Consider the following 16112-nt stretch of genomic DNA (forward strand, 5'->3'; position numbering starts at 1 on the left):
GAAACCCCGATGATGCGTCACCTCATCTCGGCCGCCGACCTCACCCGCGACGACGCCGTCCTGATCCTCGACACCGCCGAGGAGATGGCCCGGGTGGCCGACAGGCCCATCAAGAAGCTGCCGACCCTGCGCGGCCGGACCATCTGCAACCTGTTCTTCGAGGACTCCACCCGGACCCGGATCTCCTTCGAGGCCGCCGAGAAGCGCCTCTCCGCCGATGTCATCAACTTCGCGGCCAAGGGCTCCAGCGTCTCCAAGGGCGAGTCCCTCAAGGACACCGCGCAGACCCTGGAGGCCATGGGCGTCGACGCGGTCGTCATCCGGCACGGCGCCTCCGGGGCCCCCTACCGGCTCGCCACCTCCGGCTGGATCGACGCCCCCGTCGTCAACGCCGGCGACGGCACCCACCAGCACCCCACCCAGGCCCTCCTGGACGCCTTCACCATGCGCCGCCGGCTGGTCGGCCGTGACGAGGGCCTCGGCAAGGACCTGAACGGCCGGCGCATCACGCTCGTCGGCGACGTCCTGCACAGCCGGGTCGCCCGCTCCAACGTCGACCTGCTGCACACCCTCGGCGCCGAGGTCACCCTGGTGGCCCCGCCGACCCTGGTCCCCGTCGGCGTCGAGACCTGGCCCTGCGAGATCTCGTACGACCTCGACAGCGTGCTGCCGAAGTCCGACGCGGTGATGATGCTGCGTGTGCAGCGAGAGCGGATGAACGCCGCCTTCTTCCCCACCGAGCGTGAGTACTCCCGCCGGTACGGGCTCGACGGCGACCGGATGGCGAAGATGCCCGAGCACGCCATCGTCATGCACCCCGGCCCCATGGTCCGCGGCATGGAGATCACCGCCGAGGTCGCCGACTCCGACCGCTGCACGGTCATCGAGCAGGTCGCCAACGGCGTCTCGATCCGGATGGCCGTCCTCTACCTGCTGCTCGGCGGCAACGACTCCGCCGCCACCGCCCCCAGCACCACCCGCACCGAGGAGAGCAAGTAATCATGAGCAAGATCCTTATCCGTGGTGCGCAGGTGCTCGGTGGCGAGGCCCAGGACGTCCTGATCGACGGCGAGACCATCGTCGCCACCGCCCGGCAGGGCGAAATCGATGGGAGTGGTACCGGCCTGTCCGCCGAAGGCGCGACGGTGATCGAGGCCGAGGGCCAGATCCTGCTGCCCGGCCTGGTCGACCTCCACACCCACCTGCGCGAGCCCGGCCGCGAGGACTCCGAGACCGTCCTCACCGGCACCCGCGCCGCCGCCTCCGGCGGCTACACCGCCGTCTTCGCCATGGCCAACACCCACCCGGTCGCCGACACCGCCGGCGTCGTCGAGCAGGTCTGGCGCCTCGGCAAGGAGTCCGGCTACTGCGACGTCCAGCCCATCGGCGCCGTCACCGTCGGCCTGGAGGGCAAGAAGCTCGCCGAGCTCGGCGCCATGAACGACTCCGCCGCCGGCGTCACCGTCTTCTCCGACGACGGCAAGTGCGTCGACGACGCCGTGATCATGCGCCGCGCCCTGGAGTACGTGAAGGCCTTCGGCGGCGTCGTCGCCCAGCACGCCCAGGAGCCCCGCCTCACCGAGGGCGCCCAGATGAACGAGGGCATCGTCTCCGCCGAGCTGGGCCTCGGCGGCTGGCCGGCCGTGGCCGAGGAGTCGATCATCGCCCGCGACGTCCTCCTCGCCGAGCACGTCGGCTCCCGCGTCCACATCTGCCACCTCTCCACCGCCGGCTCCGTCGAGATCGTCCGCTGGGCCAAGTCCCGCGGCATCGACGTCACCGCCGAGGTCACCCCGCACCACCTGCTCCTCACGGACGAGCTGGTCCGCTCGTACAACCCCGTCTACAAGGTCAACCCGCCGCTGCGCACCGAGAAGGACGTCCTCGCGCTGCGCGAGGCGCTGGCCGACGGCACGATCGACATCGTCGCCACCGACCACGCCCCGCACCCGCACGAGGACAAGGACTGCGAGTGGGCTGCCGCCGCCATGGGCATGGTCGGCCTGGAGACCGCCCTCTCCGTCGTCCAGCAGACGATGGTCGAGACCGGCCTCCTCGACTGGGCCGGCGTCGCCGACCGGATGTCCTTCGCCCCGGCGCGCATCGGACGGGCCACGGGCCACGGACGACCCGTCTCGGCTGGTGAGCCCGCGAACCTGACGCTGGTCGATCCGGCATACCGTGGTGTCGTGGACCCCGCGGGCTTCGCCTCCCGCAGCCGCAACACCCCCTACGAGGGCCGTGAGCTGCCGGGACGCGTCACCCACACCATCCTGCGGGGCCGGGCAACGGTCGTGGACGGGAAGCTGGCGTGACACCACTCATCGCAATCGCCGCAGAGGCAGCGGATCAGAAGTCGGCGGTAGTGACCGACTGGGCCGGACGGATCGGCTGGGTCGCCGGACTGCTGCTCTTCGTCGTCCTCGTCTACTGGCTGATGCGCCAGGGCTGGAAGTGGCGCGGCAGCCTCCAGTCGGACCTGCCCGAGCTGCCCACCGCGCCGGAGACCCCCGGTGCGGCGACACTGACTCTCAGCGGGCGCTACCACGGGTCCACGACCGCCGGGCAGTGGCTCGACCGGATCGTCGCCCACGGTCTCGGCACCCGCAGCCGCGTCGAGCTCACGCTCACCGACGCCGGAATCGCGGTCGTCCGCCCCGGGGCGAACGACTTCTTCATCCCGGCGGAGGCCCTGCGCGAGGCCCGCCTCGACAAGGGCATCGCGGGCAAGGTCCTCGCCGAGGGCGGCCTGCTGATCGTCACCTGGGCCCACGGCGGGAAGCTGCTCGACTCCGGCTTCCGCTCCGACCGGGCGGCCGAGCACACCGCCTGGGTCGAGGCCCTCAACTCCATGAACCAGATCACCACGACGGAAGGCATCGCACGATGACGACCTCCACAAGGGGAGCCGCCAAGACTCCCGCCGTACTCGTCCTGGAGGACGGCCGCATCTTCCGCGGTCGCGCCTACGGGGCCGTGGGGGAGACCTTCGGCGAGGCCGTGTTCTCCACCGGCATGACCGGCTACCAGGAGACCCTCACCGACCCGTCGTACCACCGCCAGGTCGTCGTCATGACCGCCCCGCACGTCGGCAACACCGGCGTCAACGACGAGGACCCCGAGTCCGGCCGCATCTGGGTCTCCGGCTACGTCGTCCGCGACCCCGCCCGCGTCTCCTCCAACTGGCGCGCCCAGCGCTCGCTGGACGAGGAGCTGGAGCGCCAGGGCGTCGTCGGCATCTCCGGCATCGACACCCGCGCCCTCACCCGCCACCTGCGCGAGCGCGGCGCCATGCGCGTCGGCATCTTCTCCGGCGACGCCTGGACCGGCGTCCGCGACGAGGCCCTCCTCGCCAAGGTGCAGGAGCAGCCCCAGATGAAGGGCGCGAACCTCTCCGCCGAGGTCGCCACCAAGGAGACGTACGTCGTCCCCGCGATCGGCACGAAGAAGTTCACCGTCGCCGCCGTCGACCTCGGCATCAAGGGCATGACCCCGCACCGGATGGCCGAGCGCGGCATCGAGGTCCACGTGCTGCCCGCCACCGCCACCGCCGAGGACATCTACGCGGTGAACCCGGACGGCGTCTTCTTCTCCAACGGCCCGGGCGACCCGGCCACCGCCGACGGCCCCGTCGCCGTCATGCGCGCCGTCCTGGAGCGCAAGACCCCGCTCTTCGGCATCTGCTTCGGCAACCAGATCCTCGGTCGCGCCCTCGGCTTCGGCACCTACAAGCTGAAGTACGGCCACCGTGGCATCAACCAGCCGGTCCAGGACCGCACCACCGGCAAGGTCGAGGTCACCGCGCACAACCACGGCTTCGCCGTCGACGCGCCCCTCGACAAGATCTCCGACACCCCCTTCGGGCGCGCCGAGGTCTCCCACGTGTGCCTGAACGACGACGTGGTGGAAGGCCTCCAGCTGCTCGACCAGCCGGCCTTCTCCGTCCAGTACCACCCCGAGGCGGCCGCGGGCCCGCACGACGCCGCGTACCTCTTCGACCGCTTCGTATCCCTGATGGAGGCCGAGCGTGCCTAAGCGCACCGATATCCAGTCCGTCCTGGTCATCGGCTCCGGCCCGATCGTCATCGGACAGGCCGCAGAGTTCGACTACTCCGGCACCCAGGCCTGCCGCATCCTCAAGGCCGAGGGCCTGCGGGTCATCCTGGTCAACTCCAACCCGGCCACGATCATGACCGACCCGGAGATCGCCGACGCCACGTACGTCGAGCCGATCACCCCCGAGTTCGTCGAGAAGATCATCGCCAAGGAGCGCCCCGACGCCCTCCTGCCCACCCTCGGCGGCCAGACCGCGCTCAACACCGCGATCTCCATGCACGAGCAGGGCGTCCTGGAGAAGTACGGCGTCGAGCTCATCGGCGCCAACGTCGAGGCCATCAACAAGGGCGAGGACCGCGACCTCTTCAAGGGTGTCGTCGAGGCCGTCAAGGCCAAGATCGGCTACGGCGAGTCCGCCCGCTCGGTCATCTGCCACTCCATGGACGACGTCCTCAAGGGCGTCGAGACGCTCGGCGGCTACCCCGTCGTCGTCCGCCCCTCCTTCACCATGGGCGGCGCCGGCTCCGGCTTCGCCCACGACGAGGACGAGCTGCGCCGCATCGCCGGCCAGGGCCTCACGCTCTCCCCGACCACCGAGGTGCTCCTGGAGGAGTCCATCCTCGGCTGGAAGGAGTACGAGCTGGAGCTGATGCGCGACAAGAACGACAACGTCGTGGTGGTCTGCTCCATCGAGAACTTCGACCCGATGGGCGTCCACACCGGTGACTCGATCACCGTCGCCCCGGCGATGACGCTCACCGACCGCGAGTACCAGCGGCTCCGCGACATCGGCATCGCGATCATCCGCGAGGTCGGCGTCGACACCGGCGGCTGCAACATCCAGTTCGCGATCGACCCGGTCGACGGCCGGATCATCGTCATCGAGATGAACCCGCGCGTCTCCCGCTCCTCGGCGCTCGCCTCCAAGGCGACCGGCTTCCCGATCGCCAAGATCGCGGCCCGTCTCGCCGTCGGCTACACGCTGGACGAGATCCCGAACGACATCACGGAGAAGACCCCGGCGTCCTTCGAGCCCACGCTCGACTACGTCGTCGTCAAGGCTCCGCGCTTCGCCTTCGAGAAGTTCCCGCAGGCCGACTCCACCCTCACCACGACCATGAAGTCGGTCGGCGAGGCCATGGCGATCGGCCGCAACTTCACCGAGGCGCTCCAGAAGGCCCTGCGCTCCCTGGAGAAGAAGGGCTCGCAGTTCACCTTCGTCGGCGAGCCCGGCGACAAGGCCGAGCTGCTGCGCGAGGCGGTCCGCCCGACCGACGGCCGTATCAACACCGTCATGCAGGCGATCCGCGCCGGCGCCACCCCGGAGGAGGTCTTCGACGCCACGAAGATCGACCCGTGGTTCGTCGACCAGCTCTTCCTGATCAAGGAGATCGCCGACGAGCTGGCCGCCGCCGAGAAGCTCGAGCCCGAGCTCCTCGCCGAGGCCAAGCGGCACGGCTTCTCCGACGCCCAGATCGCCGAGATCCGCGGCCTGCGCGAGGACGTCGTCCGCGAGGTCCGGCACGCCCTCGGCGTCCGCCCGGTCTACAAGACGGTCGACACCTGCGCCGCCGAGTTCGCCGCCAAGACCCCGTACTTCTACTCCTCGTACGACGAGGAGAGCGAGGTCGCGCCGCGCACCAAGCCCGCCGTGATCATCCTGGGCTCCGGCCCGAACCGCATCGGCCAGGGCATCGAGTTCGACTACTCCTGCGTCCACGCCTCCTTCGCGCTCAGCGACGCGGGCTACGAGACCGTGATGGTCAACTGCAACCCGGAGACCGTCTCGACGGACTACGACACCTCCGACCGCCTGTACTTCGAGCCGCTGACGCTGGAAGACGTGCTGGAGATCGTCCACGCCGAGACGCTGGCCGGCCCCGTCGCCGGTGTCGTCGTCCAGCTCGGCGGCCAGACCCCGCTGGGCCTGTCGCAGGCGCTCAAGGACAACGGCGTGCCGGTCGTCGGCACCTCCCCGGAGGCCATCCACGCCGCCGAGGACCGCGGCGCCTTCGGCCAGGTCCTCGCCGAGGCGGGTCTGCCCGCCCCGAAGCACGGCACCGCGACCACCTTCGCCGGCGCCAAGGCCATCGCCGACGAGATCGGCTACCCCGTCCTCGTACGCCCGTCGTACGTGCTCGGCGGCCGCGGCATGGAGATCGTCTACGACGAGACCCGCCTGGAGTCGTACATCGCGGAGTCCACCGAGATCAGCCCCACCCGGCCGGTCCTGGTCGACCGCTTCCTCGACGACGCCATCGAGATCGACGTCGACGCCCTCTACGACGGCCACGAGCTCTACCTCGGCGGCGTCATGGAGCACATCGAGGAGGCCGGCATCCACTCCGGCGACTCGGCCTGCGCCCTGCCCCCGATCACCCTCGGCGGCTTCGACATCAAGCGCCTGCGCATCTCCACCGAGGCGATCGCCAAGGGCGTCGGCGTCCGCGGCCTGATCAACATCCAGTTCGCGATGGCGGGTGACATCCTCTACGTCCTGGAGGCCAACCCGCGCGCCTCCCGGACCGTCCCCTTCACCTCGAAGGCGACCGCCGTCCCGCTCGCGAAGGCCGCCGCCCGCATCTCGCTCGGCGCCACCATCGCCGAGCTGCGCGAGGAGGGCCTGCTGCCGAAGAACGGCGACGGCGGCACCCTGCCGATCGACGCGCCGATCTCCGTCAAGGAGGCCGTCATGCCGTGGTCGCGCTTCCGCGACATCCACGGCCGCGGCGTCGACACCGTCCTCGGCCCGGAGATGCGCTCCACCGGCGAGGTCATGGGCATCGACGCGGTCTTCGGCACGGCCTACGCCAAGTCGCAGGCCGGCGCCTACGGTCCGCTGCCCACCAAGGGCCGCGCGTTCATCTCCGTCGCCAACCGCGACAAGCGCTCGATGATCTTCCCGGCGCGCGAGCTGGTCGCCCACGGCTTCGAGCTGATGGCCACCTCGGGCACCGCGGAGGTCCTCAAGCGCAACGGCATCAACGCCACGGTCGTGCGCAAGCTCAGCGAGGGCGAGGGCCCGAACGGCGAGAAGACCATCGTCCAGCTGATCCACGACGGCCAGGTCGACCTGATCGTCAACACCCCGTACGGCACCGGCGGCCGCCTCGACGGCTACGAGATCCGTACGGCCGCGGTGGCGCGCAGCGTCCCGTGCCTCACCACGGTCCAGGCGCTCGCCGCGGCCGTCCAGGGCATCGACGCGCTCAACCACGGCGACGTCGGCGTCCGCTCGCTCCAGGAACACGCGGAGCATCTGACCGCGGCCCGCGACTAGCAGCCCGTACGAACGAGGGGGACACCGGAGACACCGCGGTGTCCCCCTCTTCATGAGCACACCTGGACCTCCCGCATGTACAAGTTCTTCTTCCGGCTCGTCTTCAAGCGCATGGACCCCGAGAAGGCCCACTACCTGGCCTTCCGCTGGATCCGCTTCGCCGCCCGCGTCCCCGTCCTGCGGACCTTCGTCGCCGCCGTCCTCGCGCCCCGGTACAAGGAGCTGCGCACCGAGGCCCTCGGGCTGCGGATGCACGGCCCCTTCGGCCTCGCCGCCGGCTTCGACAAGAACGCCGTCGCCATCGACGGCATGGCCATGCTCGGCTTCGACCACGTCGAGATCGGCACGGTCACCGGCGAGGCACAGCCCGGCAACCCCAAGAAGCGCCTCTTCCGGCTGATCCCGGACCGCGCCCTGATCAACCGCATGGGCTTCAACAACGAGGGCTCCGCCGCCGTCGCGGAGCGGCTGGGGACCCGTACGCCGGTCTTCAGGACCGTCGTCGGCGTCAACATCGGCAAGACCAAGGTCGTCCCGGAGGCCGAGGCCGCCGCCGACTACGTGAAGTCGACCGAGCGGCTCGCCGCGCACGCCGACTACCTGGTCGTGAACGTCTCCTCGCCGAACACCCCCGGCCTGCGCAACCTCCAGGCCACCGAGTCCCTCCGCCCGCTGCTCACGGCGGTACGGGAAGCGGCCGACCGCTCGGTCACCGGACGTCGCGTCCCGCTGCTCGTCAAGATCGCCCCCGACCTCGCGGACGAGGACGTCGACGCGGTCGCGGACCTCGCCCTGGAGCTCGGCCTCGACGGCATCATCGCCACCAACACCACCATCGCCCGCGAGGGCCTCGGCCTGAAGTCCGACCCCGCGCTGATCAAGGAGACCGGCGGCCTCTCCGGAGCGCCCGTCAAGGAGCGCTCCCTGGCCGTCCTGCGCCGCCTCCACGCGCGCGTGGGCGACCGGCTCGTCCTCGTGGGCGTCGGCGGCATCGAGAACGCCGAGGACGCCTGGCAGCGCATCCTCGCCGGAGCCACCCTGATCCAGGGCTACAGCGCCTTCATCTACGAGGGCCCGTTCTACGCCCGCGCGATCCACAAGGGCCTCGCCGCGCGCCTCGCCGCCTCTCCGTACGCCACCCTCGCCGAAGCCGTCGGCGCCGACAACCGAAAGGCCACCTCGTGACTCTCTCCTTCGGCACCCGACTGCGCTCCGCCATGGACGAGCGCGGCCCGCTCTGCGTCGGCATCGACCCGCACGCCGCCCTGCTGGACTCCTGGGGCCTGACCGACGACATCGCCGGTCTGGAGCGCTTCACCTTCACGGTCGTCGAGGCGCTCGCCGGCACCGTCGCCGTTTTCAAGCCGCAGGCCGCCTTCTTCGAGCGCTTCGGCTCGCGCGGTGTCGCCGTCCTGGAGCGCGCCGTCGCCGACCTGCGCGCCGCGGGCGGCCTGGTCGTCATGGACGCCAAGCGCGGCGACATCGGCTCCACGATGGCCGCGTACGCGGAGGCCTTCCTGCGCAAGGACTCGCCGCTCTTCTCGGACGCCCTGACGGTCTCCCCGTACCTCGGCTACGGCTCCCTGAAGCCGGCCGTCGACCTGGCCCGGGAGTCCGGCGCCGGGCTCTTCGTCCTGGCGCTCACCTCGAACCCGGAGGGCTCCGAGGTCCAGCGGGCCGTCCGCGAGGACGGCCGCACCATCGGCGCGACCATGCTGGCCCACCTCGCCGAGGAGAACGCGGGGGAGACCCCCATGGGCTCCTTCGGCGCGGTCGTCGGCGCCACCCTCGGCGACCTGTCCTCCTTCGACCTGGACATCAACGGGCCGCTCCTCGCCCCCGGCATCGGCGCCCAGGGCGCGACCCCGGCCGACCTCCCCGCCGTCTTCGGCGCGGCCGTCCGCAACGTCGTCCCGAACGTCAGCCGGGGTGTTCTCCGTCACGGTCCCGACGTGTCCGCCCTGCGGGCCTCGGCGGACCGGTACGCGGACGAGATCCGCGCGGCCGTCGACGCGTGAGCCCGCTCCCACCGCCTCGCGGTCAATCCGCAGGTCGGAGCGGATCGGCCCGCTGAATCGACCCGGCGGGAGGGCCGGTGAGAGGAACCGTCTCACCACTCGTCCGGCTACTTGACGAAAACTTGGCTCAAAACCGGGTCGTTATGCCGGAAAAGTCCTGGTCGGTCGATGCTGACCAGGACTTTTCCGCTGTTCTCGCTGACTGGAGCGGCCTCGGCCGCTAGTCTCCGGGGCAGAGCAGGCGTTCAACGGCCACTCCGTTGCACGTTGCTCCACTGGTGTGGGGCGCTGGGTTCCTCACCGGTCCGTATCCGACAGATCGACATCCGAGGTGACGTAGGCGTGGCTCTTCCGCCCCTTACCCCTGAACAGCGCGCAGCCGCGCTCGAAAAGGCCGCCGCGGCTCGCCGGGAGCGGGCCGAGGTCAAGAATCGACTCAAGCACTCCGGCGCCTCGCTCCACGAGGTCATCAAGACCGGGCAGGAGAACGACGTCATCGGCAAGATGAAGGTCTCCGCGCTGCTCGAGTCCCTGCCCGGCGTGGGCAAGGTCCGCGCCAAGCAGATCATGGAGCGCCTCGGCATCTCCGAGAGCCGCCGCGTCCGTGGTCTCGGCTCCAACCAGATCGCCTCCCTGGAGCGCGAGTTCGGCAGCACCGGCGCCTGATCCGGGACACGCGTCCCGGGCACACCGGTAAAGCTGGAATAATCGCTGCATGGCAGCAGAGGTACGTCCGCGGCTGACCGTGCTCTCCGGCCCCTCAGGGGTCGGTAAGAGCACGGTCGTCGCTCATATGCGCAAGGTTCACCCCGAGGTCTGGCTCTCGGTGTCGGCCACGACACGGAAGCCGCGCCCCGGCGAGAAGCACGGCGTCCACTATTTCTTCGTCACGGACGACGAGTTCGACAAGCTGATCGCCAATGGCGAACTCCTCGAATGGGCCGAGTTCGCGGGCAACCGCTACGGCACGCCGAGGCGCGCGGTCCTCGACCGCCTCGACTCCGGCGAGCCCGTGCTCCTGGAGATCGACCTCCAGGGCGCGCGTCAGGTCAAGGACTCGATGCCCGAGTCCCAGCTCGTCTTCCTCGCCCCGCCGAGCTGGGAGGAGCTGGTCCGCCGGCTCACCGGCCGCGGCACGGAGTCGCCCGAAGTCATCGAGCGCCGGCTGGCGGCGGCGAAGATCGAACTGGCCGCCGAATCGGAGTTCGACACCACGCTCGTCAACACCTCCGTCGAGGACGTCGCACGCGAGCTGCTAACGTTGATGCTGCTGTCATCTGGGGAATGATTTCCCGATCTCCACAGCATGTCTGATTTTTTCTCCATCTTCGGAAGGTAGAGCGTGTCCTCTTCCATGACTGCGCCCGAGGGCATCATCAACCCGCCGATCGACGAGCTGCTCGAGGCAACCGACTCGAAGTACAGCCTCGTGATCTACGCGGCCAAGCGCGCGCGTCAGATCAACGCGTACTACTCCCAGCTCGGCGAGGGCCTGCTGGAGTACGTGGGTCCGCTCGTCGACACCCACGTCCACGAGAAGCCGCTCTCGATCGCCCTGCGGGAGATCAACGCGGGTCTGCTGACGTCCGAGGCCATCGAGGGCCCGGCGCAGTAAGCACGTAACGCTTGTCACCCAAGGCCCGGCGGAACAACCGCCGGGCCTTTGGTGTCTCATGGAGTCGTAGGCATCCGAGTGCGGGGAGTGGCAGTGGTGACGAAGCCGAAGGTCGTTCTGGGCGTCAGCGGCGGCATCGCCGCCTACAAGGCCTGCGAGCTGCTGCGCCGGCTCACCGAGTCGGGCCATGACGTGCGCGTCGTGCCCACCGACTCGGCCCTCCACTTCGTCGGCGAGGCGACCTGGTCCGCGCTCTCCGGGCACCCCGTCTCCACCGAGGTGTGGGAGTCGGTCCACGAGGTGCCGCACGTGCGGATCGGCCAGGGCGCCGACCTCGTCGTCGTCGCCCCCGCCACCGCCGACATGCTCGCCAAGGCCGCCCACGGCCTCGCCGACGACCTCCTCACCAACACCCTGCTCACCGCACGCTGTCCGGTCGTCTTCGCCCCGGCGATGCACACCGAGATGTGGGAGCACCCGGCCACCCAGGAGAACGTGGCCACGCTCCGCCGCCGCGGCGCGATCGTCATCGAGCCCGCCGTCGGCCGCCTCACCGGCGTCGACACGGGCAAGGGCCGGCTGCCCGACCCCGCCGAGATCTTCGAGGTCTGCCGGAGGATCCTGACGCGCGGCACCGCCGCCCCGGACCTCGCCGGACGGCACGTCGTCGTCAGCGCGGGCGGCACCCGTGAGCCCCTCGACCCCGTCCGCTACCTGGGCAACCGCTCCTCCGGCAAGCAGGGGTACGCCCTCGCCAAGGCCGCTGCCGCGCGCGGGGCCCGGGTCACGCTCGTCGAGGCCAATACCGGCATCCCCGACCCCGCCGGGGTCGACGTCGTCCACGTCGGCACCGCCCTCCAGCTCCGCGAGGCCGTCCTCAAGGCGGCGGGAGACGCCGACGCCGTGGTGATGGCCGCGGCGGTGGCCGATTTCCGCCCGGCCGTCTACGCCTCCGGGAAGATCAAGAAGAAGGACGACGGGGGAGCGCCCACCGTCGAGCTCGTCCGCAACCCCGACATCCTCGCCGAGCTCTCCGCCGACCGCGCCCTGCCGGGCCAGATCGTCGTCGGCTTCGCCGCCGAGACCGACGACGTCCTCGCCAACGGGCGCGAGAAGCTCCGCCGCAAGGGCTGTGACCTGCTCGTCGTCAACGAGGTCGGAGAGCGCAAGACCTTCGGCTCCGAGGAGAACGAGGCCGTCGTGCTCGCCGCGGACGGCGCCGAGACCCCCGTACCGTACGGGCCGAAGGAAGCCCTCGCCGAGACGGTCTGGGACCTCGTCCTGCCGCTGCTGCGCCCCGTTCCGGCCCCCGCCACCTGACAGATCCCGCCCGGCCCCGGCGAGCTCGATCTTGGCTCGATGTCACCCTGTGGAAGCGGGCCCAGGGGCGGGAACGCCGACTCGCGCGGGCGGGAATCGCCGACTCGCGAGTGATTTACGCCCCACCCGAAGGGGCCCCTCCGCCGGGCCGGAGGCCGGTTCCGGTCACTCACGACCATTCGCCAGGCGAGACACCTGGTCCATTGCCCGAGCACGACCGATAGACTGTTCGTGGAACGTCGCGGGGCGCAGCCCCCTGCCGGTCCGTATCGAGTAGCCAGCAGCCGCTGCAACCCCAGGGAGCGTTGTGTCCCGTCGTCTGTTCACCTCGGAGTCCGTCACCGAGGGTCACCCCGACAAGATCGCTGACCAGATCAGCGACACCATCCTCGACGCACTGCTGCGAGAGGACCCCACCTCGCGCGTCGCCGTCGAGACGCTGATCACCACCGGCCTGGTGCACGTCGCCGGCGAGGTGACCACGAAGGCGTGGGCCGACATCCCCACCCTCGTCCGGAACAAGATCCTCGAGATCGGTTACGACTCCTCGAAGAAGGGCTTCGACGGCGCCTCCTGCGGCGTGTCGGTGTCCATCGGGTCGCAGTCCCCGGACATCGCGCAGGGTGTGGACACCGCGTACGAGAAGCGGGTCGAGGGCGACGAGGACGAGCTCGACAAGCAGGGCGCCGGCGACCAGGGCCTGATGTTCGGCTACGCCTCGGACGAGACCCCCGAGCTGATGCCGCTGCCGATCCACATCGCGCACCGCCTCTCGCGCCGCCTCACCGAGGTCCGCAAGAACGGGACCATCCCGTACCTGCGCCCCGACGGCAAGACCCAGGTCACCATCGAGTACGACGGCGACAAGGCCGTCCGCCTCGACACGGTCGTCGTCTCCTCCCAGCACGCCTCCGACATCGACCTCGAGTCGCTGCTCGCCCCCGACATCCGTGAGTTCGTCGTCGAGCACGTGCTCGCGCAGCTCGTCGAGGACGGCATCAAGCTCGACACCGACGGCTACCGGCTGCTCGTGAACCCGACCGGGCGCTTCGAGATCGGCGGCCCGATGGGCGACGCCGGCCTCACCGGCCGCAAGATCATCATCGACACCTACGGCGGCATGGCCCGCCACGGCGGCGGCGCCTTCTCCGGCAAGGACCCGTCGAAGGTCGACCGCTCCGCCGCCTACGCCATGCGCTGGGTCGCGAAGAACGTCGTCGCCGCCGGTCTCGCCTCGCGCTGCGAGGTCCAGGTCGCGTACGCGATCGGCAAGGCCGAGCCCGTCGGTCTCTTCGTCGAGACCTTCGGCACGAACACGGTCGACACGGAGAAGATCGAGAACGCGATCGGCGAGGTCTTCGACCTCCGCCCGGCCGCGATCATCCGCGACCTCGACCTGCTCCGCCCGATCTACTCGCAGACCGCCGCCTACGGCCACTTCGGCCGCGAGCTGCCGGACTTCACCTGGGAGCGCACCGACCGCGTGGACGCCCTGAAGAAGGCCGCGGGTCTGTAGGTCCCGGAGTCCGGCGACCCGGACCCCGAAGATTCCCGGCTGGACGTGACGGAAGCCCGGTACCCCTGGAGGGTGCCGGGCTTCCGTCTGCCCGGCTGTCGGTGCCGTCTGGTAGGTATGGGGCTGTGAGCAGCGAGAAGGAGCACGGCGAGATCACCGAAGGGCCCGAGCAGCTCGCGCTCATTCGGGAGACCGTGCGGAAGGCGAACGTGCCGCGGGCCAAGCCGCGGACCTGGCGGGGGGCCGCGCTGGCCAAGGAGCTGCCCGTCGCCCGGGTCGTCGTGAACAAGGGGTCGCTCCACCTCGACCAGTTCTTCGACTACGCGGTCCCGGAGGAGCTGGACGGCGTCGCCAGGCCCGGGGTGCGTGTCCGGGTGCGGTTCGGGGCGGGCGCCCACCAGGTGCGGAACGGGCGCCGCGAGGGCGGACGGCTGATCGACGGCTTCCTCGTCGAGCGGCGGGCCACCTCCGACTACTCGGGACCCCTCGCCGCCCTCGCGGACGTCGTCTCGCCCGAGCCGGTGCTCGGCCCCGAGCTGCTCGGCCTCGCCCGGGCCGTCGCCGACCGGTACGCGGGCAGCCTCGCCGACGTGCTCCAGCTCGCCGTGCCGCCGCGCAGCGCCCGCGCCGAGGGCCGGACCTCCCCGGAGCCCCTGCCGCCGCCGAAGCCCCCGGAGCCGGGGACCTGGCAGCGGTACGAGCAGGGGCCGGCCTTCCTGAACTCCCTCGCGCGCGGCGGGGCGCCCCGGGCCGTGTGGAACGCGCTGCCGGGACCGTACTGGGCCGAGGAGATCGCCCGCGCCGTCGCCGCGACCCTGGCCTCCGGCCGGGGCGCCCTCGTCGTCGTACCGGACGGCCGGGCGGCCGGCCGGGTCGACGCGGCGCTGACCGGGGTCCTGGGGGAGGGGCGGCACGCGCTGCTCACCGCCGAAGCGGGCCCCGAGAAGCGGTACGCACGCTGGCTCGCCGTCCGGCGCGGCTCCGTGCGGGCCGTCGTCGGCACCCGGGCCGCGATGTTCGCCCCCGTGCGGGACCTCGGACTCGCCGTCATCTGGGACGACGGCGACGGCAGCCACAGCGAGCCGCACGCCCCGCAGCCCCACGCGCGCGAGGTCCTGCTGCTGCGCGCCGCCCACGACCGGTGCGCCTTCCTCCTCGGCAGCACGAGCTGCACCGTCGAGGCCGCCCAGCTGGTGGAGTCCGGCTGGGCCAAGGCCCTCGGCGCCGGACGCGAGCAGGTCCGCAGGGCCGCCCCCCTGATCCGGACCGTCGGCGACGGCGAGCTGGCCCGCGACGAGGCCGCCCGCGCCGCCCGGCTGCCCTCGCTGGCCTGGCAGGCCGTAAGGGAGGGGCTGAAGACCGGGCCGGTGCTCGTCCAGGTCCCCCGGCGTGGATACGTGCCCCGGCTGGCCTGCGAGCGCTGCCGGACGCCCGCCCGCTGCCGTCACTGCGCCGGGCCCCTTGAGGCCCCCGAACAGCAGGAGCTGCGCTGCGGCTGGTGCGGGCGGGGCGCCCCCGACTGGCACTGCGTGGCGTGCGGATCGAACCGGCTGCGGGCCCAGATCGTGGGCGCGCGGCGCACGGCGGAGGAGCTCGGCCGGGCCTTCCCCGCGGTGCCGGTGCGGACCTCGGGGCGGGACCACATCCTCGACACCGTGCCAGGACGGCCCGCGCTCGTCGTGTCCACCCCCGGTGCCGAACCCGTCGCCGAGGGCGGCTACGCGGCCGCGCTGCTCCTCGACGGCTGGGCCATGCTCGGCCGGCCCGACCTGCGCGCGGGCGAGGAGGCGCTGCGCCGCTGGATCGACGCGGCCTCGCTGGTGCGGGGGCAGCCCGAGGGCGGCACGGTCGTCGTGGTCGCCGAGCCGACGCTCCGCCCGGTCCAGGCGCTCGTCCGCTGGGACCCGGTGGGCCACGCGCAGCGGGAGCTGGCCGAGCGGGCCGAGCTGGGCTTCCCGCCGGTCTCCCGGATGGCCGCGGTGTCCGGCCCGCCGGAGGCCGTGGAGGGTTTTCTGGCGGCGGCCGGGCTGCCGGGCGACGCGGAGGTCCTCGGTCCGGTGCCACTGCCGGTGGTCCGCCCCGGCGGTCCGCGCCGCCCCGGGGACACACCCCCCGGCGAGCAGTGGGAGCGTGCCCTGGTCCGGGTGCCGCCGGGCAGCGGGGCGGCCCTGGCGGCGGCCCTCAAGCAGGCCCGGGCGGCCGGGCTCGCGCGCGGCGGAGGCGAACCGGTGCGGATCCGCGTCGACCCGCCGGACATCGGCTGACGCGCCGACGGCCGGCACCGCCCGACGCCCGCTGCCACGACGC

The 16112-nt window shown here is 71.5% G+C and carries 13 protein-coding genes; all 13 read left to right on the forward strand.

The window, feature by feature from the left end; genetic code table 11:
• The first annotated feature begins 9 nt into the window (after nucleotides 1–9).
• The 13 genes from DEJ46_RS32640 (at nucleotide 10) to DEJ46_RS32700 (ending at nucleotide 16069) form a co-directional block, all read left to right on the forward strand.
• Nucleotides 10–999: an aspartate carbamoyltransferase catalytic subunit gene (locus tag DEJ46_RS32640; protein WP_150272121.1), complete on the forward strand. Its 990-nt coding sequence runs from the start codon at nucleotides 10–12 to the stop codon at nucleotides 997–999.
• 2 nt (nucleotides 1000–1001) lie between these two features.
• A complete protein-coding gene (locus DEJ46_RS32645; protein ID WP_150272123.1) occupies nucleotides 1002–2315 on the forward strand; it encodes a dihydroorotase in 1314 nt (437 codons plus the stop codon).
• Nucleotides 2312–2890 (forward strand): hypothetical protein, encoded by a 579-nt coding sequence (locus DEJ46_RS32650; RefSeq protein WP_190623009.1) that lies wholly within the window; start codon nucleotides 2312–2314, stop codon nucleotides 2888–2890. Before DEJ46_RS32645 ends, DEJ46_RS32650 begins: the two co-directional genes overlap by 4 nt.
• Entirely contained in the window at nucleotides 2887–4035 is a 1149-nt protein-coding gene (gene carA, locus DEJ46_RS32655) for a glutamine-hydrolyzing carbamoyl-phosphate synthase small subunit (protein WP_017242224.1), read from the forward strand. Before DEJ46_RS32650 ends, carA begins: the two co-directional genes overlap by 4 nt.
• A complete protein-coding gene (gene carB, locus DEJ46_RS32660; RefSeq protein WP_150272127.1) occupies nucleotides 4028–7336 on the forward strand; it encodes a carbamoyl-phosphate synthase large subunit in 3309 nt (1102 codons plus the stop codon). Before carA ends, carB begins: the two co-directional genes overlap by 8 nt.
• A 75-nt stretch (nucleotides 7337–7411) precedes the next feature.
• Nucleotides 7412–8521, forward strand: coding sequence for a quinone-dependent dihydroorotate dehydrogenase (locus DEJ46_RS32665; RefSeq protein ID WP_150272129.1), 1110 nt, complete (start codon nucleotides 7412–7414; stop codon nucleotides 8519–8521).
• Nucleotides 8518–9354 carry an orotidine-5'-phosphate decarboxylase gene (gene pyrF / locus DEJ46_RS32670; RefSeq protein ID WP_150272131.1) on the forward strand — a complete coding sequence of 279 codons (837 nt, stop codon included), beginning with the start codon at nucleotides 8518–8520 and terminating at the stop codon, nucleotides 9352–9354. Before DEJ46_RS32665 ends, pyrF begins: the two co-directional genes overlap by 4 nt.
• 342 nt (nucleotides 9355–9696) lie before the next feature.
• Nucleotides 9697–10020 carry an integration host factor gene (locus DEJ46_RS32675; protein WP_030204477.1) on the forward strand — a complete coding sequence of 108 codons (324 nt, stop codon included), beginning with the start codon at nucleotides 9697–9699 and terminating at the stop codon, nucleotides 10018–10020.
• 49 nt (nucleotides 10021–10069) lie between these two features.
• Nucleotides 10070–10642, forward strand: coding sequence for a guanylate kinase (gmk, locus tag DEJ46_RS32680; protein ID WP_150272133.1), 573 nt, complete (start codon nucleotides 10070–10072; stop codon nucleotides 10640–10642).
• Nucleotides 10643–10696: 54 nt separating this feature from the next.
• Entirely contained in the window at nucleotides 10697–10969 is a 273-nt protein-coding gene (rpoZ, locus tag DEJ46_RS32685; RefSeq protein WP_017242218.1) for a DNA-directed RNA polymerase subunit omega, read from the forward strand.
• A 96-nt stretch (nucleotides 10970–11065) separates the two neighbouring features.
• A complete protein-coding gene (gene coaBC / locus DEJ46_RS32690) occupies nucleotides 11066–12289 on the forward strand; it encodes a bifunctional phosphopantothenoylcysteine decarboxylase/phosphopantothenate--cysteine ligase CoaBC (protein ID WP_150272135.1) in 1224 nt (407 codons plus the stop codon).
• Between the two features lie 307 nt (nucleotides 12290–12596).
• On the forward strand, nucleotides 12597–13805 hold the full coding sequence (gene metK, locus DEJ46_RS32695; protein ID WP_150272137.1) for a methionine adenosyltransferase: 1209 nt from the start codon (nucleotides 12597–12599) through the stop codon (nucleotides 13803–13805).
• 125 nt (nucleotides 13806–13930) lie between these two features.
• The gene (locus tag DEJ46_RS32700) at nucleotides 13931–16069 is read left to right on the forward strand and encodes a primosomal protein N' (protein WP_150272139.1); all 2139 of its coding nucleotides are present in this window, start codon (nucleotides 13931–13933) and stop codon (nucleotides 16067–16069) included.
• Nucleotides 16070–16112 lie beyond the last annotated feature (43 nt).

It is taken from the genome of Streptomyces venezuelae (assembly GCF_008642375.1).
GTDB lineage: Bacteria > Actinomycetota > Actinomycetes > Streptomycetales > Streptomycetaceae > Streptomyces > Streptomyces venezuelae_G.